The organism is Escherichia sp. E14S1 (genome assembly GCF_004211995.1).
Taxonomy (GTDB): Bacteria; Pseudomonadota; Gammaproteobacteria; order Enterobacterales; family Enterobacteriaceae; genus Escherichia.
Genome location: NZ_RHJQ01000003.1, coordinates 386,371 through 405,930, shown reverse-complemented (window position 1 = coordinate 405,930; position 19,560 = coordinate 386,371). Strand labels below are relative to the sequence as shown.

At 51.9% G+C, this 19,560-nt stretch carries 18 protein-coding genes; 4 read left to right on the top strand and 14 right to left on the bottom strand.

All coding sequences use genetic code 11. From position 1 onward, the window contains the following. Positions 1-2: 2 nt before the first annotated feature. The 4 genes from nagK to lolC are packed head-to-tail and all read right to left on the bottom strand — an operon-like array spanning position 3 to position 4,080. On the bottom strand, positions 3-914 hold the full coding sequence (gene nagK, locus D9734_RS04235; protein WP_130205577.1) for an N-acetylglucosamine kinase: 912 nt from the start codon (positions 912-914) through the stop codon (positions 3-5). Between the two features lie 28 nt (positions 915-942). Then, complete coding sequence (gene lolE, locus D9734_RS04230; protein ID WP_042003467.1) at positions 943-2,187, bottom strand: lipoprotein-releasing ABC transporter permease subunit LolE; 1,245 nt, start codon at positions 2,185-2,187, stop codon at positions 943-945. Continuing rightward, complete coding sequence (gene lolD / locus D9734_RS04225; RefSeq protein WP_001033695.1) at positions 2,187-2,888, bottom strand: lipoprotein-releasing ABC transporter ATP-binding protein LolD; 702 nt, start codon at positions 2,886-2,888, stop codon at positions 2,187-2,189. The genes lolE and lolD overlap by 1 nt, the downstream gene beginning before the upstream one ends. Then, a complete protein-coding gene (gene lolC / locus D9734_RS04220) occupies positions 2,881-4,080 on the bottom strand; it encodes a lipoprotein-releasing ABC transporter permease subunit LolC (protein WP_130205575.1) in 1,200 nt (399 codons plus the stop codon). Before lolC ends, lolD begins: the two co-directional genes overlap by 8 nt. Before the next feature lie 261 nt (positions 4,081-4,341). Between lolC and D9734_RS04215 the strand changes: the two genes are divergently transcribed. The 3 genes from D9734_RS04215 (at position 4,342) to ldtC (ending at position 10,093) form a co-directional block, all read left to right on the top strand. After that, the gene (locus tag D9734_RS04215) at positions 4,342-5,412 is read left to right on the top strand and encodes an acyltransferase family protein (protein WP_130205573.1); all 1,071 of its coding nucleotides are present in this window, start codon (positions 4,342-4,344) and stop codon (positions 5,410-5,412) included. A 127-nt stretch (positions 5,413-5,539) separates the two neighbouring features. Then, positions 5,540-8,986 (top strand): transcription-repair coupling factor, encoded by a 3,447-nt coding sequence (gene mfd / locus D9734_RS04210; RefSeq protein ID WP_130205571.1) that lies wholly within the window; start codon positions 5,540-5,542, stop codon positions 8,984-8,986. Between the two features lie 144 nt (positions 8,987-9,130). Next, positions 9,131-10,093, top strand: coding sequence for a L,D-transpeptidase LdtC (gene ldtC / locus D9734_RS04205; RefSeq protein ID WP_165383267.1), 963 nt, complete (start codon positions 9,131-9,133; stop codon positions 10,091-10,093). Positions 10,094-10,174: 81 nt separating this feature from the next. Here ldtC and bhsA read toward each other — a convergent pair whose 3' ends face one another. Then, positions 10,175-10,432 carry a multiple stress resistance protein BhsA gene (bhsA, locus tag D9734_RS04200; RefSeq protein ID WP_000800147.1) on the bottom strand — a complete coding sequence of 86 codons (258 nt, stop codon included), beginning with the start codon at positions 10,430-10,432 and terminating at the stop codon, positions 10,175-10,177. 240 nt (positions 10,433-10,672) lie between these two features. Here bhsA and comR point away from each other — a divergent pair, with 240 nt between their 5' ends. After that, positions 10,673-11,305, top strand: a complete 633-nt coding sequence (gene comR, locus D9734_RS04195) for a TetR family copper-responsive transcriptional repressor ComR (protein ID WP_130205569.1) — start codon at positions 10,673-10,675, stop codon at positions 11,303-11,305. A 62-nt stretch (positions 11,306-11,367) separates the two neighbouring features. Here comR and D9734_RS04190 read toward each other — a convergent pair whose 3' ends face one another. The 9 genes from D9734_RS04190 to ptsG all read right to left on the bottom strand — a co-directional run bounded on the left by D9734_RS04190 (position 11,368) and on the right by ptsG (position 19,551). After that, complete coding sequence (locus D9734_RS04190; protein WP_064528599.1) at positions 11,368-11,907, bottom strand: glycine zipper 2TM domain-containing protein; 540 nt, start codon at positions 11,905-11,907, stop codon at positions 11,368-11,370. Positions 11,908-12,116: 209 nt separating this feature from the next. Next, positions 12,117-13,421: an NADH-quinone dehydrogenase gene (gene ndh, locus D9734_RS04185; RefSeq protein WP_130205567.1), complete on the bottom strand. Its 1,305-nt coding sequence runs from the start codon at positions 13,419-13,421 to the stop codon at positions 12,117-12,119. Positions 13,422-13,818: 397 nt separating this feature from the next. Next, on the bottom strand, positions 13,819-14,361 hold the full coding sequence (gene ycfP, locus D9734_RS04180; protein ID WP_130205565.1) for an alpha/beta hydrolase YcfP: 543 nt from the start codon (positions 14,359-14,361) through the stop codon (positions 13,819-13,821). A gap of 22 nt (positions 14,362-14,383) precedes the next feature. After that, complete coding sequence (nagZ, locus tag D9734_RS04175; protein WP_130205563.1) at positions 14,384-15,409, bottom strand: beta-N-acetylhexosaminidase; 1,026 nt, start codon at positions 15,407-15,409, stop codon at positions 14,384-14,386. Between the two features lie 10 nt (positions 15,410-15,419). Beyond that, positions 15,420-16,244, bottom strand: coding sequence for a thiamine kinase (gene thiK / locus D9734_RS04170; RefSeq protein WP_130205561.1), 825 nt, complete (start codon positions 16,242-16,244; stop codon positions 15,420-15,422). Then, positions 16,225-16,866: a penicillin-binding protein activator LpoB gene (gene lpoB / locus D9734_RS04165; protein WP_130205559.1), complete on the bottom strand. Its 642-nt coding sequence runs from the start codon at positions 16,864-16,866 to the stop codon at positions 16,225-16,227. The genes thiK and lpoB overlap by 20 nt, the downstream gene beginning before the upstream one ends. A gap of 13 nt (positions 16,867-16,879) precedes the next feature. After that, a complete protein-coding gene (locus tag D9734_RS04160) occupies positions 16,880-17,257 on the bottom strand; it encodes a YcfL family protein (protein WP_130205557.1) in 378 nt (125 codons plus the stop codon). Between the two features lie 2 nt (positions 17,258-17,259). Next, complete coding sequence (gene hinT / locus D9734_RS04155; RefSeq protein WP_054445830.1) at positions 17,260-17,619, bottom strand: purine nucleoside phosphoramidase; 360 nt, start codon at positions 17,617-17,619, stop codon at positions 17,260-17,262. Between the two features lie 498 nt (positions 17,620-18,117). Next, positions 18,118-19,551: a PTS glucose transporter subunit IIBC gene (gene ptsG, locus D9734_RS04150; protein WP_000475698.1), complete on the bottom strand. Its 1,434-nt coding sequence runs from the start codon at positions 19,549-19,551 to the stop codon at positions 18,118-18,120. Positions 19,552-19,560 lie beyond the last annotated feature (9 nt).

The window sequence follows — 19,560 nt, the reverse complement described above, 5'->3', positions numbered from 1 at the left end:
GATTAATCGGTTAGATGTAGGAAGGCCGCACCACGCATTCCTCCTGCATCCCCGTGACGCGCGCGTTCAATGCGCGGAACACGAGCTACAGGTAAGAGATGACGAGGCAGCCTGTCCGCCAGTTGCGTTGTGATTGCCGGGAAATTCGATAAGCCACCGCCAATGACCAGCAAATCAGGGTCAACAATGGTCAGGATATTTCCCAGACAAACCGCTAATAAATCCAGATAACGCTCAACGTGCGCCCTTGCCTGCTCATCGCCTTGCTCATAAAGCGCAATAATTTCGGGAGCCTGCAACGGTTGATGATAATAGTGTTGATACAGCCACGCAAAACCGCGACCAGACAGATAATTTTCAATGCAACCGTGCTGACCACAGCCGCAGCGACGTAACGGGAAATCCAGCCCCATCATGGTTAATGCATCGACGGGAAGGCGCATATGCCCAAATTCACCCGTAATATAGCTTTTACCCGTTACCGGTTTACCGTTGAATACCAGTCCACCGCCAACGCCAGTCCCCAGGATCAGTCCCATCACCAGTGGATATTGGGTAAATTCATCGTCCCAGGCTTCAGAAAGGGCAAAGCAGTTGGCGTCGTTATTAAGGCGCACATCGCGTTCAAGGCGTGCGCTCAGATCGGCACGCAGCGGTTTACCACTTGCGGCGGGGACATTGGCGGCATACAGCGTGCCATCTTCTGTTTCCGGCATTCCCGGAATACCGATGCCGACAGAACCTTTACAGCCAAAACGTTGATCGGCTTCGGCCACCAGCTCGCACACTGCATCTAAAAATGCGTCATAGCTGTCACGCGGTGTCGGCACCCGCTTTTCCCACTGCAACTGCCGACCGCTATCAAACACGCCTAGCGCAATTTTCGTTCCACCAATATCAAACCCGTAATACATTGCCGCTCCTTGTTTTAATGTACTGCCTTTACTGGCCGCTAAGGACTCGCGCAGGGTCAATATTACTGGCGCGTCGCGCCGGATACCAACTTGCCAAAAGACTCAGCAACAATGCTGTGACCAGTACGTAGAAGACGTCCAGCCAGTGCAATTCCGATGGCAGGAAGTCAATAAAATAGATATCACTGGAGAGGAACTGATGACCAATCAGCTTTTCAATCCACTCAATAATCGGGGTAAGTTGCAGTGAAACCACTACGCCGATAATCACACCACAGAGGCTGCCGAACAGCCCTGCCAGCAATCCATACCAGACAAAGATGGCGCGAATTAAACCGTCTTTCGCCCCCAGCGTTCTTAATACTGCGATATCGCCACTCTTATCTTTCACCGCCATCACTAACGTGGAGACGATGTTGAAACAGGCCACGCCAATCACCAGTACCATCGCCAGATACATAATGGCGCGGATCATCTGGATATCGCGATACATATAGCCATAAGTACCAATCCAGCTTTTAATATAAACGTAGCTGTTGGTTACTTCACCCGCGTCACGTACCAGTTTGTTAGCGTTAAAAACATCCGTCATTTTAAGGGCAATGCCTGACACACTGGAACCCATATCAAGATATTGTTGGGCATCCGCCAGCGGGATCATGGCAAAACTGTGATCGAGTTGGCCACTCAACTGCAAAATACCCGCAACGTGCAAACGCACACGTTTCGGCTGCATCAGCTTATGCTCGGGATTCGAGTTTGGGATCATAATCGACACCCAATCGCCCTGCTTCACTTTCAGCGCATCCGCCACGCCTTTGCCGATGATAATTTGCTGTTCGCCCGCTTTAAAATTGTTCCAGGCATCGCCCTGGACAAATGATGGCAGCGCGCTCAGACGCTGTTCCTGTTGCGGATCAACGCCTTTAACCTGCAGAGCGCGCAGATTCGCGCCACTCTCCACCAGCCCGGTGAAATTGATATACGGCGCAGCGGCGGCAATACCCGGCACTTTCTGCACTTTATCCAGTGCTTCCTGCCAGTTAGTCCACGGCTGATCTACCGCCTCAATTTCACCGTGCGGTACCACAGCAAGAATGCGGTTGTTCAGTTCGCGTTCAAAGCCATTCATCGCGCTTAAGCCGACGATCAATACCGCCACGCCAAGTGCAATGCCAATGGTAGAAATGACGGAGATCAGCGACACCATGCCGCCGCGCCGCCGTCCGCGACTAAAACGCAGGCCAATTAATAACGATAAAGGCATCGCCATTACTCCGCCCCCATCAGGCTTAGTTCCGCCGTCAGACGACCATCACGCATCTCCAGTTGGCGGCTCATGCGTTTCGCCAGTTGCAGGTCGTGAGTAACCACCAGGAACGCGGTGCCCTGCAAGCGATTCAACTCCCCAAGCAACTGGAAGATGCTGTCTGCGTTACGCGCGTCAAGGTTACCGGTAGGTTCATCCGCCAGCACCAGGCGCGGGTTATTGACCAGCGCACGGGCAATCGCCACACGCTGACGCTCACCGCCGGAAAGCTCTGACGGGCGGTGATTCGCACGATGCTCCAGCCCCACCGCTTTTAACATTTCCAACGCTCGACTGTTGATTTCAGCGGGCTTTTTCTTGCCAATCAGCAGCGGCATAGCCACGTTTTCCAGGGCGGTAAAATCCGGCAGCAAGTGGTGAAACTGATAAATAAAGCCCAGCTTCTGGTTGCGCAGTTCTGCTTTCGCCGCCGAAGACAGTTTGCTCATTGGCTGACCATTAAAAATCACATCGCCGGAGGTTGGCGTATCCAGCCCGCCTAACAGGTGCAGCAAGGTACTTTTACCAGAACCAGAGCTACCGACGATCGCCATCATTTCACCTTCGCCCACGCTGAAACTGACATTGTGCAGCACATCGGTTTGCACACTGCCTTCCTGATAGCGTTTGCACAGGTTGTCGCATTGCAACAGGATCTTATTCATAACGTAAAGCCTCAGCGGGTTGAGTGGCGGCAGCGCGCCAGGAAGGGTAAAGCGTAGACAACAGCGCGATAGCCATCGCCACCAGCGCAATAACAATGACCTGTAAAGGTTCGATAGCCACCGGCAGCGCTGCGCCATCAAGCAGGACGCCGATTATCGGCATCAGATTATTCAACTGGCTGGCAAGCAGTGCGCCAAGCGCTGCTCCGAGGATTGCACCGATAATCCCGGCGCTGGCCCCTTGCACCATAAAGACCATCATGATTTGTCGCGGAGTTAAGCCTTGCGTTTGCAGGATCGCTACTTCGCCCTGCTTCTCCATCACCATTAGCCCCAGCGAGGTAATAATGTTAAACGCCGCAACGGCGACAATCAGGCTCAGCAGCAAGCCCATCATATTTTTTTCCATGCGTACGGCCTGGAACAGCTCGCCTTTGCGATCGCGCCAGTCCTGCCATTTGCTGCCTTCTGGCAGTTTTTGCTGACTTAATGAGTCGACTTTCAGTGGTTCATCCAGCCACAAGCGCCAGCCGGTAATATTGCCTGCCGGATAGCGCATCAGACGCGAGGCATCTTGAATGTTCACCAACATTTCATAGCCATCGACTTCACTGTTGGCGGCGAAAGTGCCAATCACATTGAACAGGCGCTGGCTTGGAATACGCCCCATTGGCGTGAACTGGCTGGCAGATGGCACCATCACGCGGATTTGATCACCGCGATTAACGCCCAACTGTGAGGCCAGCTGTTCACCGAGGATGACATTATATTTCCCCGGCTCGAGGTCAGTTTGTTTCACATTGACCAGATACGGCGTTAGTGGATCTTTTTGCGCCGGGTCGATACCCAGCATCACCCCGACCGCCACGCTGCGCGCGCTTTGCAGTACCACATCACCGGTAGTGATAGGTGCGACGCGATTAACGCCGTCCAGTTTGACTGCCGTTTCCGGGAGTTGCTGCGGGTTAAGAGAGCCATGCTCAGAAGAGAGAATTGCCTGTGGCATCAGGCCAAGTATGTTGTTTTGCAGCTCGCGCTCAAAGCCGTTCATCACTGACAATACTGTGACCAGCGCCATCACCCCGAGGGTAATGCCGATGGTAGAAAGCCAGGAGACGAAACGACCGAAGCGATCCGCTGCACGCCCACGCATGTAACGCAGGCCAATAAATAGAGCGACAGGTTGGTACATGAAATCCGTCTGGTTGCTGTTAGCAAAGACACGAGTATATAAGCGAAAGCGGGATGGGTAAACGTCTGAACTGTAAGTGATCGTCAGGGCTAATCTGAAAAGTACCAGCAAATCAATCGGCTAAAGGGCCTCATTTTCTCATCGGCCTTGTGGCCTGATCTTTATCTGAAAAATAACCAAATACAGACAGATACGCATTACACCACGCGACTCGCCCCGCAGGATCAACAGCATGTTAAATAAAAAGAGCGTGTTGTCCTGATGAAACAAAAAGAGCTATGGATTAACCAGATCAAAGGGTTATGTATTTGTCTGGTGGTGATTTATCACTCGGTCATTACCTTTTATCCGCATCTGACCACTTTCCAGCATCCGTTATCGGAAGTCCTGAGCAAATGCTGGATCTATTTCAATCTTTACCTTGCGCCCTTTCGTATGCCGGTTTTTTTCTTTATTTCCGGCTACTTGATTCGCCGCTATATCGACAGCGTACCCTGGGGAAATTGTCTCGATAAACGCATCTGGAACATCTTCTGGGTGCTGGCGCTTTGGGGCGTGGTGCAGTGGATGGCGTTAAGTGCGCTGAACCCGTGGCTGGCGCCTGAGCGCGATTTAAGCAATGCCTCCAATGCCGCGTATGCCGATTCCACCGGTGAGTTCCTGCACGGGATGATCACCGCCAGCACCAGCTTGTGGTATCTGTATGCTTTAATTGTCTATTTCGTGATATGTAAAATTTTTAACCGCCTGGCACTGCCGTTATTCGTTCTGTTTGTGCTGATGAGTGTGGCGGTTAATTTCGTTCCCACGCCATGGTGGGGAATGAACAGTGTGATCCGCAATTTGCCTTATTACAGCCTTGGTGCATGGTTTGGCGCAACATTAATGACCTGTGTTAAAGAGGTGCCGTTGCGCCGCCATCTGCTGATGGCTTCTTTGCTGGCTGTTCTGGCGGTTGCTGCCTGGTTGTTTAATATCTCGCTGCTGTTGTCGCTGGTATCGATTGTAGTGATCATGAAACTGTTTTATCAGTACGAGCAGCGTTTCGGTATGCGTTCCTCCAGCCTGCTGAATGTGATTGGTTCTAACACCATTGCCATCTACACCACTCATCGCATTCTGGTAGAGATATTCAGCTTAAGTCTGATTCCGCAAATGAATGCAGCCCGCTGGTCGCCGCAACTCGAACTGACGCTCCTGCTGGTTTATCCCTTTGTCAGTTTGTTGATTTGTACTGTTGCTGGATTACTGGTGCGAAAATTTTCACAACGCGCATTCAGCGACCTGTTGTTCTCCCCGCCTTCTCTGCCTGCCACCAGTTACTCTCGTTAAGCCATCGCCCCAGCCGGGGCGATTCAATTTGCTAAACCATCTCGATTACGGATAATGAACAGCATTGCTTATCAGAGATAGGCCCCCATATGTTGGGGCATATCCTAACGAGACTCTGACAACCGTTATGCCTGAACAATATCGTTATACGCTGCCCGTCAAAGCGGGTGAGCAGCGTCTGCTGGGCGAGTTAACTGGCGCTGCCTGCGCGACGCTGGTGGCGGAAATTGCCGAACGTCACGCCGGTCCGGTGGTACTCATTGCACCAGATATGCAAAATGCTCTGCGTTTGCATGATGAAATCAGCCAGTTCACCGATCAGATGGTGATGAATCTGGCGGACTGGGAAACACTCCCTTACGACAGTTTTTCGCCTCATCAGGACATCATCTCCTCGCGCCTTTCCACCCTTTACCAGCTACCGACGATGCAGCGTGGCGTACTGATTGTTCCGGTGAATACGCTTATGCAGCGCGTTTGCCCGCACAGTTTTCTCCACGGTCATGCGCTGGTGATGAAAAAAGGTCAGCGCCTGTCACGAGATGCATTACGAACCCAATTGGACAGCGCAGGTTATCGCCATGTTGATCAGGTGATGGAGCACGGCGAATACGCCACGCGCGGCGCGTTGTTGGATCTCTTCCCTATGGGCAGCGAACTGCCTTATCGTCTTGATTTCTTTGATGATGAAATCGACAGCCTGCGTGTATTTGACGTCGATAGCCAGCGCACGCTGGAAGAAGTTGAAGCCATCAACCTGCTGCCCGCACACGAATTCCCGACCGATAAAGCGGCAATTGAACTGTTCCGCAGCCAGTGGCGCGATACCTTCGAAGTGAAGCGCGATCCGGAACATATTTACCAGCAAGTGAGTAAAGGCACATTGCCTGCCGGGATCGAGTACTGGCAGCCGCTATTCTTCAGCGAACCGCTGCCGCCACTGTTCAGTTATTTCCCTGCCAATACATTGCTGGTGAATACTGGCGATCTGGAAAACAGTGCTGAACGTTTCCAGGCTGACACGCTGGCGCGTTTTGAAAGCCGTGGCGTCGATCCAATGCGACCGCTGTTGCCGCCACAATCGCTCTGGCTGCGGGTGGACGAGCTCTTCTCAGAGCTGAAAAACTGGCCCCGCGTGCAGCTAAAAGCAGAACATTTACCGACAAAAGCAGCGAATGCCAATTTAGGCTTCGAGAAGCTGCCAGACCTGGCCGTTCAGGCGCAACAAAAAGCGCCGCTGGATGCGCTGCGTAAGTTCCTCGAGTCTTTCGACGGTCCGGTGGTGTTCTCGGTAGAAAGTGAAGGTCGCCGTGAAGCGCTGGGTGAACTGCTCGCGCGAATTAAAATTGCCCCGCAACGCATTATGCGTCTTGATGAAGCCAGCGACCGTGGGCGTTATTTGATGATTGGCGCTGCCGAACATGGTTTTGTCGATACGGTACGTAATCTGGCGCTGATTTGCGAAAGCGATCTGCTCGGTGAACGTGTTGCCCGCCGTCGTCAGGATTCACGGCGAGCCATCAACCCCGATACACTGATCCGTAACCTCGCTGAGCTGCACATTGGTCAGCCGGTGGTCCATCTGGAGCACGGCGTCGGGCGCTATGCCGGAATGACCACACTGGAAGCTGGCGGCATTACTGGCGAGTATTTGATGCTCACCTATGCCAACGATGCCAAACTGTATGTTCCGGTGTCGTCACTGCATCTGATTAGCCGTTACGCGGGTGGCGCGGAAGAAAACGCCCCGCTGCATAAACTTGGCGGCGATGCATGGTCACGCGCGCGGCAGAAAGCGGCGGAAAAAGTGCGTGATGTGGCGGCGGAATTGCTGGATATCTACGCGCAACGCGCCGCCAAAGAGGGCTTCGCGTTTAAACACGATCGCGAGCAATATCAATTGTTCTGCGATAGCTTCCCGTTTGAAACCACGCCGGATCAGGCGCAAGCCATTAATGCTGTGCTTAGCGACATGTGTCAGCCACTGGCAATGGATCGTCTGGTGTGCGGCGATGTTGGCTTTGGTAAAACAGAAGTCGCGATGCGCGCCGCTTTCCTGGCGGTAGAGAATCACAAGCAGGTGGCGGTGTTGGTGCCAACCACCCTTCTCGCGCAACAGCATTACGACAACTTCCGCGACCGTTTCGCCAACTGGCCGGTACGTATCGAAATGATCTCCCGTTTCCGCAGCGCCAAAGAGCAGACGCAAATCCTTGCGGAAGTGGCGGAAGGGAAAATCGATATTCTGATCGGTACGCACAAACTGCTGCAAAATGACGTCAAGTTTAAAGATTTAGGCTTGCTGATTGTCGATGAAGAACACCGCTTCGGGGTGCGTCATAAAGAGCGCATTAAAGCGATGCGGGCGAACGTGGATATTCTGACGCTTACCGCTACGCCAATCCCACGTACGCTGAATATGGCAATGAGCGGAATGCGTGACCTGTCGATTATCGCCACGCCACCCGCCCGTCGTCTGGCTGTTAAAACGTTTGTCCGCGAGTATGACAGTCTGGTGGTCAGAGAGGCGATCCTGCGCGAAGTTCTGCGTGGCGGTCAGGTTTACTATCTCTACAATGATGTGGAAAACATCCAGAAAGCCGCCGAACGGCTGGCGGAACTGGTGCCTGAAGCGCGGATTGCCATCGGTCACGGGCAGATGCGTGAGCGCGAACTGGAACGGGTGATGAATGATTTCCATCATCAACGTTTCAACGTGCTGGTTTGTACCACCATTATCGAAACCGGAATCGACATCCCGACTGCCAACACCATTATCATTGAACGCGCGGATCACTTCGGTCTGGCGCAGCTGCACCAGTTGCGCGGTCGCGTCGGACGTTCGCATCATCAGGCATATGCATGGCTGCTGACGCCGCATCCGAAAGCGATGACTACCGATGCGCAAAAACGTCTTGAAGCGATTGCCTCGCTGGAAGATCTCGGGGCAGGCTTTGCGCTGGCAACGCACGATCTGGAGATCCGCGGCGCGGGTGAATTGCTTGGCGAAGAACAGAGCGGCTCGATGGAAACCATCGGTTTCTCGCTGTATATGGAGTTGCTGGAAAACGCCGTCGATGCACTGAAAGCCGGACGCGAGCCGTCGCTGGAAGATCTCACCAGCCAGCAAACAGAAGTCGAGCTGCGGATGCCGTCGCTATTGCCAGATGATTTCATCCCTGACGTGAATACGCGTTTGTCGTTCTATAAACGTATTGCCAGCGCCAAAACGGAAAACGAGCTGGAAGAGATCAAAGTCGAGCTTATCGATCGCTTCGGCCTGCTGCCGGATCCGGCGCGTACCCTGCTGGATATTGCCCGTCTGCGTCAGCAAGCGCAGAAACTGGGGATCAGGAAGCTGGAAGGTAATGAGAAAGGCGGCGTGATCGAATTTGCCGAGAAGAATCACGTGAATCCAGCCTGGCTGATTGGTTTGCTGCAAAAACAGCCGCAGCATTATCGCCTTGATGGCCCGACGCGCCTGAAGTTTATTCAGGATTTGAGCGAGCGGAAAACGCGTATCGAATGGGTTCGCCAGTTTATGCGTGAACTGGAAGAGAACGCGATCGCTTAATGGTGATATCGGGGGCGTTTCTGCGCCCCCATCTGTAACATTTACAAATTCTTTGCACTTCCCTGCACTATCCGACACTGTCACCATCCATAATTCAGGCTTATCTTTTTATTACAATAACCTTATATTTATTATGGATTTTTGGTGATGATCAAAACGCGTTTTTCTCGCTGGCTAACTTTTTTTACGTTCGCCGCAGCCGTGGCGCTGACGCTACCGGCAAAAGCCAATACCTGGCCGCTGCCGCCAGCGGGCAGTCGTCTGGTTGGCGAAAATAAATTTCATGTGGTGGAAAATGACGGTGGTTCGCTGGAAGCCATCGCCAAAAAATATAACGTCGGCTTTCTCGCTCTGTTACAGGCTAACCCCGGCGTTGATCCTTACGTGCCACGCGCGGGTAGCGTGTTAACGATCCCATTGCAAACTCTACTACCAGACGCGCCGCGCGAAGGCATTGTGATCAACATTGCGGAGCTGCGTCTCTATTACTACCCGCCGGGTAAAAATTCGGTAACCGTGTATCCAATAGGTATTGGTCAGTTAGGTGGTGACACGCTGACACCGACAATGGTGACCACCGTTTCAGACAAACGTGCAAACCCAACCTGGACGCCTACAGCGAATATTCGCGCCCGTTATAAAGCACAGGGAATTGAGTTGCCTGCGGTAGTTCCGGCTGGGCCGGATAACCCAATGGGCCATCATGCGATTCGTCTGGCGGCCTATGGCGGCGTTTATTTGCTTCACGGTACGAACGCCGATTTCGGCATTGGCATGCGGGTAAGTTCTGGCTGTATTCGTCTACGGGATGACGATATCAAAACACTCTTTAGCCAGGTCACCCCAGGCACCAAAGTGAATATCATCAACACGCCGATAAAAGTCTCTGCCGAACCAAACGGTGCGCGTCTGGTTGAAGTGCATCAGCCGCTGTCAGAGAAGATTGATGACGATCCGCAGCTATTGCCGATTACGCTGAATAGCGCAATGCAATCATTTAAAGATGCAGCACAAACTGATGCTGAAGTGATGCAGCATGTGATGGATGTCCGTTCCGGAATGCCGGTAGATGTGCGCCGCCATCAACTGAGCCCACAATCGCTGTAACTCCCGGATAAAAAAATCCCCGCGGCACAGTATGTCGCGGGGAAAAAAGCAGCAATAGCGGGCATTAATGAGGGTTAATGCTTATTTATAAATGACTGCCGTTCCGTGGAGGGTATTCGGACCGGTTACTGAAGTAATACGGAAAGATTTTGCGCCCATCTCATCCGCTTTTTGTGCCAGCTGTTCTTCCAGCGATCCCAGATTTGTCCCCGCGTTAGCACTAATTGTACCCACTTTTTGTTGGCCTTCTGGTGTTGCCTGAACTTCGACAGCAGCAAAGCTGGCAAATGACATGGAACTTAAAATCGCCGCAGCGATGAGGGTTTTTACGTTTTTCATAATAGTGGCCTTATGCAGGTGAATGGCGTCGCAAGAAATTACTTAACGATCGATAACTAAATGATAGATGTGATCTTGATCACATACAAGAGGTTTTTTATAACAATCATTAATTAAATTAAAAAACTTTAAATTTCAGTTAAATAGAGAGTTTTTATTTTTCTATTTTCTGGACTGGTGAAGGGAGGTGATTATTTTTATAATAACCATTCATTCACAGCCACCAGGTACAATGGCATCATGGCAACAGACTCAACACATTGTGTAAAAAAAAGCCGTGGCCGCCCAAAAGTGTTCGACAGGGACGCCGCGCTTGATAAGGCCATGAAATTGTTCTGGCAGCACGGTTATGAAGCGACTTCCCTTGCGGACCTCGTTGAAGCGACCGGAGCCAAAGCGCCAACGCTCTACGCGGAATTTACCAACAAAGAGGGGTTATTTCGCGCCGTACTCGACCGTTATATCGATCGCTTTGCCGCTAAGCATGAAGCGCAGTTGTTTTGTGAAGAAAAAAGCGTGGAGTCTGCACTGGCGGACTATTTCGCTGCCGTCGCCAGCTGCTTTACCAGCAAAGACACCCCCGCGGGTTGCTTTATGATTAACAACTGCACCACGCTTTCAGCGGATTCGGGCGATATTGCTCATACGGTGAAATCACGTCACGCAATGCAAGAACGCACCTTGCAGCAGTTTTTAAGTCAACGCCAGGCACGCGGGGAAATTCCCGCCCACTGTGACGTAACGCATCTTGCGGAATTTCTTAATTGTATTATTCAGGGGATGTCGATAAGCGCCCGTGAAGGCGCATCGCTGGAAAAACTGATGCTGATTGCCCGGACAACGCTGCGTTTATGGCCTGAACTGGTGAAGTAAGACGCAAAAAAAAGCCCCTCAGCCTGAGCGAATGAGGGGCTAAATTGCAGAGTACAGCCTTGTTATACTTTGTTATTCAGAACCAGTTGCCCATTGTTATCTAATGGGATTTGCGTACCCGGATCGCTGTTCATCCGAATTTTGCCCTGCTGATCGCCAATCTTATAGGTCACATCATAACCGAGCATTTTTTCTGACTTGTCATACACCGTTTTACAACGCTGCTGCGTGGTAGTGTAAGTATCGCTTTCCTGGAGAGAGCCCTGGATCTGGTTACCGGCATATCCACCGCCCAGCGCCCCCACAACAGTGGCGACATCTTTACCGCGACCACCACCAAACTGATGCCCTATCACCCCGCCAGCGACGGCCCCGAGGACCGAACCAGCAATGCGGTTTTCATCCTGTACCGGTCGGCGATGGGTCACCGTGACATTGCGGCACTCCTGGCGCGGTGTTTTAACCGTTTCCTTGATTGGGGTTGCAGAAACAACCTGAGCGTATTGCGGGCCACGTTCAAACACGTTCAGACTGGCCACTGCCGCTACGCCAAGCGCAGCCGCTACACCAATCCCGATACCCGCCAACATTGATTTATTCACGGGAACACCTCCTTCTTTGCAGTTATGACAATCATGCAAGCGAAGGGGGAAAGCAGCTATCAGACAGAAGATGAAAAGCGTGGGAATAGCAGGAAAAGCTGAAGGATTCAGAGAAGTCTGAAAGGATACCTGATACGACGCGGCTACCGATCGCACTGTTCCTCAAGGGCGGATGAGGCGTTTACGCCACATCCGCCAGTGTACGCCGATTAATGCAACTTCAAACGCGGACGGATAACGCGGTTGATACTGCCCACCAGCATCATTAATCCGGTTTTAAAGTAGCCATGCAGCGCAATCTGATGCATTCGGTATAGCGAGATGTACACAAAGCGCGCAATTCGTCCTTCAATCATCATTGAACCGCGCGTCAGGTTACCCATCAGGCTACCGACGGTGGAGAAGTTGGACAGCGATACCAACGAACCGTGATCCTTATACTGATAATTTTTCAGCGGTTTACCGTTCATCTGCGCCAGAATGTTGTTCATTGCGCAGGTCGCCATCTGATGTGCGGCCTGAGCACGCGGCGGTACAAAGCCCCCTTCCGGACGCGGGCATGACGCACAGTCACCAATAGCGTAAATGTCTGGATCGCGCGTGGTTTGCAGCGTCGGTTCCACCACCAGTTGGTTGATACGGTTGGTTTCAAGACCACCAATATCTTTCAGGAAATCTGGTGCTTTTATCCCGGCAGCCCACACCATCAGATCGGCCTGAATATATTCACCATCTTTAGTGTGCAAACCGCCTTCATCGGCACTGGTAACCATAGTTTGCGTCAGCACGCGAACGCCCAGTTTCGTTAACTCATTGTGAGCCGCAGCAGAGATACGCGGCGGTAACGCTGGCAAAATTCGCTCTCCCGCTTCCACCAGAGTAACGTTCAGGGCTTCGTTGGTCAGCCCTTTGTAACCGTAACTGTGCAGTTGTTTCACGGCATTGTGCAATTCGGCAGAGAGCTCTACGCCGGTCGCGCCGCCGCCAACAATCGCAATATTCACTTTGCCATTGGCGCCCAGGTTAGCAGAAAACTTCAGGAACAGATTCAGCATCTCCTGATGGAAACGACGTGCCTGATGCGGGTTATCAAGGAAAATGCAGTTCTCTTTTACGCCCGGCGTGTTGAAATCGTTAGAGGTGCTACCCAGCGCCATCACCAGCTTGTCGTAAGCAATTTTCCGCTCTGGAACTAACAATTCACCTTTTTCGTCGCGCAGTTCAGCAATGGTGATTGTTTTCGCTTCACGATCGATATCAACCACAGACCCCAGCTGAAACTGGAAACCATGATTACGCGCATGGGCCAGATAGCTCAGCGCATCAACGCCTTCATCGAGCGATCCGGTCGCCACTTCGTGCAGCAACGGTTTCCACAGGTGACTGTGGTTACGATCGACCAATGTAATTTTGGCTTTTTTCTTGCGCCCCAGCTTATCTCCAAGCTGTGTTGCCATTTCCAGCCCACCAGCACCGCCGCCGACAATCACAATTTTTTTCAATGGCGTAGTCAACGTGACCCCCTTAAATTTATTAACCAATTGTTAACTAATGGTTATTAACATAGCTCTTAATTAACAACAGGTTACAGCAATGAAAATGTTCTTCGCTATTGAGAATAACATGAATGGTGCATTGGTCATACCAAAATTGATGTTAATCAAGTTTTGTTGCTGAAAAGATAGGCGGTTTTACCTGTTGAGATCAAAAAACAGAGTTTATTGTTTATTATTCGAGCTAATTCAGGAGAGTGATGCGTATATGGAGGGCGTTTGGGAGGCCTGATAAGATGCGAACGGCGTCGCATCAGGCACATTGCCAGTGTCGGATGCGGCGTGAACGCCTTATCCGACCTACAGAATCCGGGGCCGCATCAGGTACCGACAAGGTTACCTGATGCGACGATGCCAATTAACCGAGGGTTTTGAATGCTTTAATGCGCTGCAAATGCGGAGAGATATTTTTGAATTTGTGTGTCTGCTCTTCGTCCCAGACAATCTCGTAATAATGATGCAACTCTTCAGATGTCCGCTGACTGTTAAGCGCTTCATCGTGACGCGACAAAATCACCAGGCAACGATCGCGATTCTTCTCACGGAAGTTGGTCACACACTTGGTGGCAATATCGGCATACTCTTCCGGGCGATCAATCTTCCCTTCCATGTTCTCATAAGGGAACAAATTGGGATTGAAGATCACCTGGCGAATATCACAGAGAAAACCAATCCGCTCTGCCCAATAACCGCCCAGACCAACACCACAAATGAGCGGGCGCTCGTCGCCGTTCAGTTGCAGCATTTTGTCCACTTCTTTGAGCAAATGCTGCATATCATGTTTCGGATGCCGCGTACTGTAGCTTATTAGCCGTACATCCGGGTCAATAAACTGCAATTGTAAGACTTTCTCGTGGTTACCCGGACTGTTAGAGTCAAAACCGTGCAAATAGATAATCATCGCTTCCTCACATAAGCCAGGGTTAATGACCTGCCTTCTCTTCCTGCCAGCGTTCATGTAACTGATTCAGACGGGCGCTGATCTCTTTCCAGCGAGCCGAGTCCATCAGTTCCTGTCGCGAAAATGAACCTTTATGATACAAACGTGTAACACGTTCTGCCTTGATCGGTGACAGATTATCTAACACGCTGACGGCCCCTTTACGATTATTGCAGACCAGGATCATATCGCAACCTGCATCCAGTGATGCCTGTCCACGCTCGGCATAACTGCCCATAATCGCGGCACCTTCCATCGATAAATCGTCAGAGAAAATCACGCCGTCAAACCCCAGCTCCTGACGTAAAACAGTTTTCAGCCAGTGGGGAGAACCGCTCGCCGGACGCGGATCAACATCGCTGTAGATCACATGCGCGGGCATAATGGCATCGAGTTTATTTTCGCAAATTAACGTACTGAAAACCGACATATCTTTGGCACGAATTTCCGCTTGCGGGCGGGGGTCGCACGGCGTCTCTTTGTGTGAATCTGCAGTTACGGCACCGTGACCAGGAAAATGTTTACCGGTGGTTTTCATTCCGGCTTCATGCATCCCATCAATAAACCGACTGGCGATTGCCAGGGCTTTTTCTGGGTCGGCATGATAAGAACGTTCACCAATCGCCGCGCTGATATGTCCTACGTCCAGCACTGGCGCAAAGCTGATATCAATATCCATAGCTATCATTTCGCTGGCCATCAGCCAACCTGCCTCTTGCGCCAGTTTGCCCCCCTCTTCCATTCCTAACAGCGCAGCGAATGATTGCGCTGCCGGTAAGCGGGTAAAACCGTCACGAAAACGCTGCACACGTCCACCTTCCTGATCCACCGCCACCACCAGGTGATTGCGTGAAGCTGCGCGGATCTGGCGTACCAGTTCGCGCAACTGTGCTGGATCATGATAGTTACGTGTAAAGAGAATCAGCCCTCCCACCAGCGGATGCGCTAGTATTTCGCGCTCTTCCGCGTCCAGTTCATAACCTTCAACATCCAACATTACTGGACCCACACTGCTCTCCTTATTGTTTTATTGATAGCTGCCGCCAGGTGTCATTGGCCAGCCTGATAAATTGTTGATCGCCGGTTTGTTGCCAGCGGTACTCAAACCACCCTGCTTTCAGCATCAGTAACCAGGGAAACCAGCGCCTGACCTGATGCCACAAATGCGCCGAATTAATATTCGCCCGCACGGCATAGTCATTAACTAATTGCCGGTGCTGCTCACTATTTTCCACCCACACCGCCGCCAGTTCCAGAGCGATATCGCCATCACCGGCATACTCCCAGTCGATGAGTTTTAGCCCTGACGAGGTATAGACTAAGTTCCCTGCATGAACATCCATATGCAACGGACTTAATCGTAACGGTTGTGGTTCGCGCGCTTTACGCAGACGTTTTAACAGTCGCAACCATCCCGCTGTTCGCCGCGCCGGATCGCTTCGCTGCCAGTACCGTTCCAGTAACGGCAGCAGGGTTATTCGCCAGCCAAAACGCGGTTGTTGATGCAGATAATACAGCAAGCCTGCCAGTTCGTCGGTATCCGGCAATTGCGTTTTTACCTCGCCGGGCAAATAGTCGACCGCCATCCAGCCACGGAGATAGAGACGTGGCTTCGGTGCAAGGTATGCCGGTAATCTTGATAACGCCCGGTACTGGCGCAGAAACACGGACTGCGGCGCATCAGGATCGTGAGTCTGACGCACAACAAAACGCTGATCCTGATGTTCAATGAGAAAACTCCCGCCGCTAAGTCCACTGTTAAACGTCGCGACGGGGTGATACTGCGGGAAATAGCGCGACAATAACTCGTCGCGCGTGATGGGATTATTGTTGCTGAACGGCACCTTTACCTGACCAGATAATTTCGCCCGTCTGCACCAGCATCAACTGCATTTGCAGGGTCGGAGCGTTAACGTTGCCAGAGGCGCTGGAGTACAGCACGTAATGAGCCCCCACGTTGCGAGCAATACCAATGGCTTTACTACGGGTGCCTAAGCTATCCTGCGGCGACAAACCTAACTGCTGCTTGGCCATCGAAAGCTGCTGGGCGGAAACGAGGGTAAATTTACCGTTATTAGCCAGTGCATTGCGCAGCGTTTCTGTCGCTTCCCCGGTATTCAAAGAACCATTGGTGCGGTTATTGACGCTATCAACCAGCAAGACGCTGCCTGCGGTCACGCCATCGGCCCCAAGCATCTTACCGACCATCGGCTGCATTGCGCCATTCCAGTCATAATGACGAATATGCGGCGCAGGCGGTGCGGTTTGGTCTTCGTGCTCAATTGGCCCTGGCTGCTCCGGGATCGTCGGCACTGATGGCACTGTGGGTACTGGCTGTTGCGGCTCAGCCGGTTGCTCCGGCGCAGGTTTTACCTCTTCTACCGGTGCGGGTTCACGTGGCCCCACACACCCGGCGAGAAACATCGCCAGCGCGGTGATTAAGGCGTAGCGACTCATTTTTGTCATCAAGATTCACCCCTTACAAATAAAGATAAAGTCTGACTTTGTGCGCTCCAAGAAAATTGGCGCTGCCGTACAGAGTCACCGCTGAACGTGCGGGAATGGTGACGCTGCGCGGCGTTTCCAGAGGGTGCATCTCAAGCCCCCTGGCGTCATACCAGTAAAAACGATAATGAACGGTAACGGGTTCTTGCCTTTCGTTATAAAGCGTCGAGGATGCTGAAGGCTGAATATCAGACGTTGAAAGAACGGGCTTTTCTGCGCTAATGCCCGCTGCCAGCAAAGATGACTCCATCACCAGTGACTGTTCATCATTCACCGGGATTTCCGGATGTGAACGACAACCGACCAGCAATAGCAACGCCAAAGACGCCAGTCCAAAGCATCCTTTTCTCATCGTTACAGGCCTTTATGCGCCAGCATTGGCCCCAACGGACGGCCACCCAGCAGGTGCATATGAATGTGATAGACCTCTTGTCCGCCATGACGGTTGGTGTTCATGATCAAACGATAGCCGTCTTCGGCAATACCCTCTTGCTCGGCGATTTTTGCCGCTACGGTGATCATACGCCCCAACGCCTGCTCATGCTCGGCAGACACGTCGTTCACGGTAGGGATAAGGATATTTGGAATGATCAGAATATGCGTTGGCGCTTGCGGCGAAATATCGCGAAACGCCGTTACCAGCTCATCCTGGTAGACGATATCGGAGGGGATCTCACGACGAATAATTTTGCTGAAAATAGTTTCTTCTGCCACGACATTTTCCTTTTTCAAATTGCCATGCGTTGCGCCATGCTACGCCGCGCTACACTGCGAGTATAGAGTATGGTCGAGTTAAACCTGCTCTTTCAACCTTAAGCCACGATTTATAAGCAAAAAATCGTTTTACTGCCGTATACATCGCCATTATTCCCATTTTTGCCTATGAATGGGCCGAAAACACCTTTTCTCTTTGGTTTAGATAATAACAGGGATATCGGCGACAAGGCCCTTCCTGCTACCACCAGCATTGCTTTGACAGTTTCCTTCCACTGCCGGGCAAAATTGCTATGCGCAAGTGGAACTGTTCGCCTGTTATCAGGCAACCCCAAACGTCTCATTGCTGGAAATAATCTGCTCGACAAAACCTACGATATCAACGTGAAAGGAACTATCGCCCCGGGCGCAACACGCAATTTAATGATGACCGGTCTGATTAGCGGCTGTAAAAAAGGCAGCCATTCGGCTGCCTCAGTCTCCCCAACGTCTTACGGATTAGTTGTTGCGGATGTACTCATCCATTTCGGTTTTCAGGTTATCGGATTTCGTACCGAAAATCGCCTGAACACCGGAACCAGCAACCACTACGCCCGCTGCGCCCAGTTTCTTCAGGCCAGCCTGATCCACTTTGGACACATCAGCGACGCTAACACGCAGACGGGTAATACATGCGTCAAGGTTAGTGATGTTTTCTTTACCACCAAATGCAGCAACCAGAGCCGGTGCCATTTCGCTGGTGCCGGTAGCTTTCGCATCTTCAGTTGCGTCTTCACGGCCCGGGGTTTTCAGATCCAGAGCTTTAATCAGCACGCGGAAGATGGTGTAGTAAACAATCGCATAACCGATACCGACAATCGGGAACAGCCACAGCTTGCTGCTGTTACCAGACAGGACGATGAAGTCGATCAGACCGTGCGAGAACGATGTACCATCGCGCATACCCAGCAGGATACAGATCGGGAATGCCAGACCTGCCAGAATCGCGTGGATGATGTACAGGATCGGCGCTACGAACATGAAGGAGAACTCGATTGGCTCGGTAATACCGGTCAGGAACGAGGTCAACGCCGCGGAGATCATGATACCGCCCACTTTAGCGCGGTTTTCTGGTTTAGCAGAGTGCCAGATAGCAATCGCGGCAGCCGGCAGACCGTACATTTTGAACAGGAAGCCGCCAGACAGTTTACCCGCAGTCGGGTCACCCGCCATATAACGCGGAATGTCACCGTGGAATACCTGACCTGCGGCGTTGGTGTATTCACCAATCTGCATCTGGAAAGGTACGTTCCAGATGTGGTGCAGACCAAACGGTACCAGGCAGCGTTCGATGAAGCCGTAGATACCAAACGCAACTACCGGGTTCTGGTAAGCAGCCCACTGGGAGAAGGTCTGAATGGCGGAACCAATTGGCGGCCAAATAAAGGACAGCACAACGCCAGTAAAGATGGCAGCCAGGCCAGAAATGATCGGCACAAAGCGTTTACCGGCAAAGAAGCCAAGATACTCAGGCAGCTTAATACGGTAGAAACGGTTAAACATGTACGCTGCGATCGCACCGGAGATGATCCCCCCGAGTACGCCCGTATCCGCCAGGTGTTTAGCGGCAATTTCTTCAGCAGGTAAATGCAGTACCAGCGGCGCAACCACGGCCATGGTTTTTACCATGATGCCGTAGGCAACAACTGCGGCCAGCGCGGATACGCCATCGTTATTGGTAAAGCCGAGGGCGACACCAATTGCAAAAATCAGTGGCATGTTTGCAAAAACGGAACCGCCCGCTTCTGCCATAACATGCGATACAACGGCGGGCAGCCAGCTGAAATTCGCGGAACCGACGCCAAGCAGAATACCTGCGATAGGCAGTACGGATACCGGCAGCATCAGCGATTTACCGACCTTTTGCAGGTTAGCAAATGCATTCTTAAACATAATTGAGAG

Bases quoted from the DNA above. Each gene is read 5' to 3' on its own strand.
- D9734_RS04215 (WP_130205573.1), top strand. From the start codon at position 4,342: ATGAAACAAAAAGAGCTATGGATTAACCAGATCAAAGGGTTATGTATT.
- ycfP (WP_130205565.1), bottom strand. From the start codon at position 14,361: ATGATTATCTATTTGCACGGTTTTGACTCTAACAGTCCGGGTAACCAC.
- lolE (WP_042003467.1), bottom strand. From the start codon at position 2,187: ATGGCGATGCCTTTATCGTTATTAATTGGCCTGCGTTTTAGTCGCGGA.
- lolC (WP_130205575.1), bottom strand. From the start codon at position 4,080: ATGTACCAACCTGTCGCTCTATTTATTGGCCTGCGTTACATGCGTGGG.
- mfd (WP_130205571.1), top strand. From the start codon at position 5,540: ATGCCTGAACAATATCGTTATACGCTGCCCGTCAAAGCGGGTGAGCAG.
- bhsA (WP_000800147.1), bottom strand. From the start codon at position 10,432: ATGAAAAACGTAAAAACCCTCATCGCTGCGGCGATTTTAAGTTCCATG.
- D9734_RS04160 (WP_130205557.1), bottom strand. From the start codon at position 17,257: ATGAGAAAAGGATGCTTTGGACTGGCGTCTTTGGCGTTGCTATTGCTG.
- lpoB (WP_130205559.1), bottom strand. From the start codon at position 16,866: ATGACAAAAATGAGTCGCTACGCCTTAATCACCGCGCTGGCGATGTTT.
- lolD (WP_001033695.1), bottom strand. From the start codon at position 2,888: ATGAATAAGATCCTGTTGCAATGCGACAACCTGTGCAAACGCTATCAG.
- comR (WP_130205569.1), top strand. From the start codon at position 10,673: ATGGCAACAGACTCAACACATTGTGTAAAAAAAAGCCGTGGCCGCCCA.
- ptsG (WP_000475698.1), bottom strand. From the start codon at position 19,551: ATGTTTAAGAATGCATTTGCTAACCTGCAAAAGGTCGGTAAATCGCTG.
- nagK (WP_130205577.1), bottom strand. From the start codon at position 914: ATGTATTACGGGTTTGATATTGGTGGAACGAAAATTGCGCTAGGCGTG.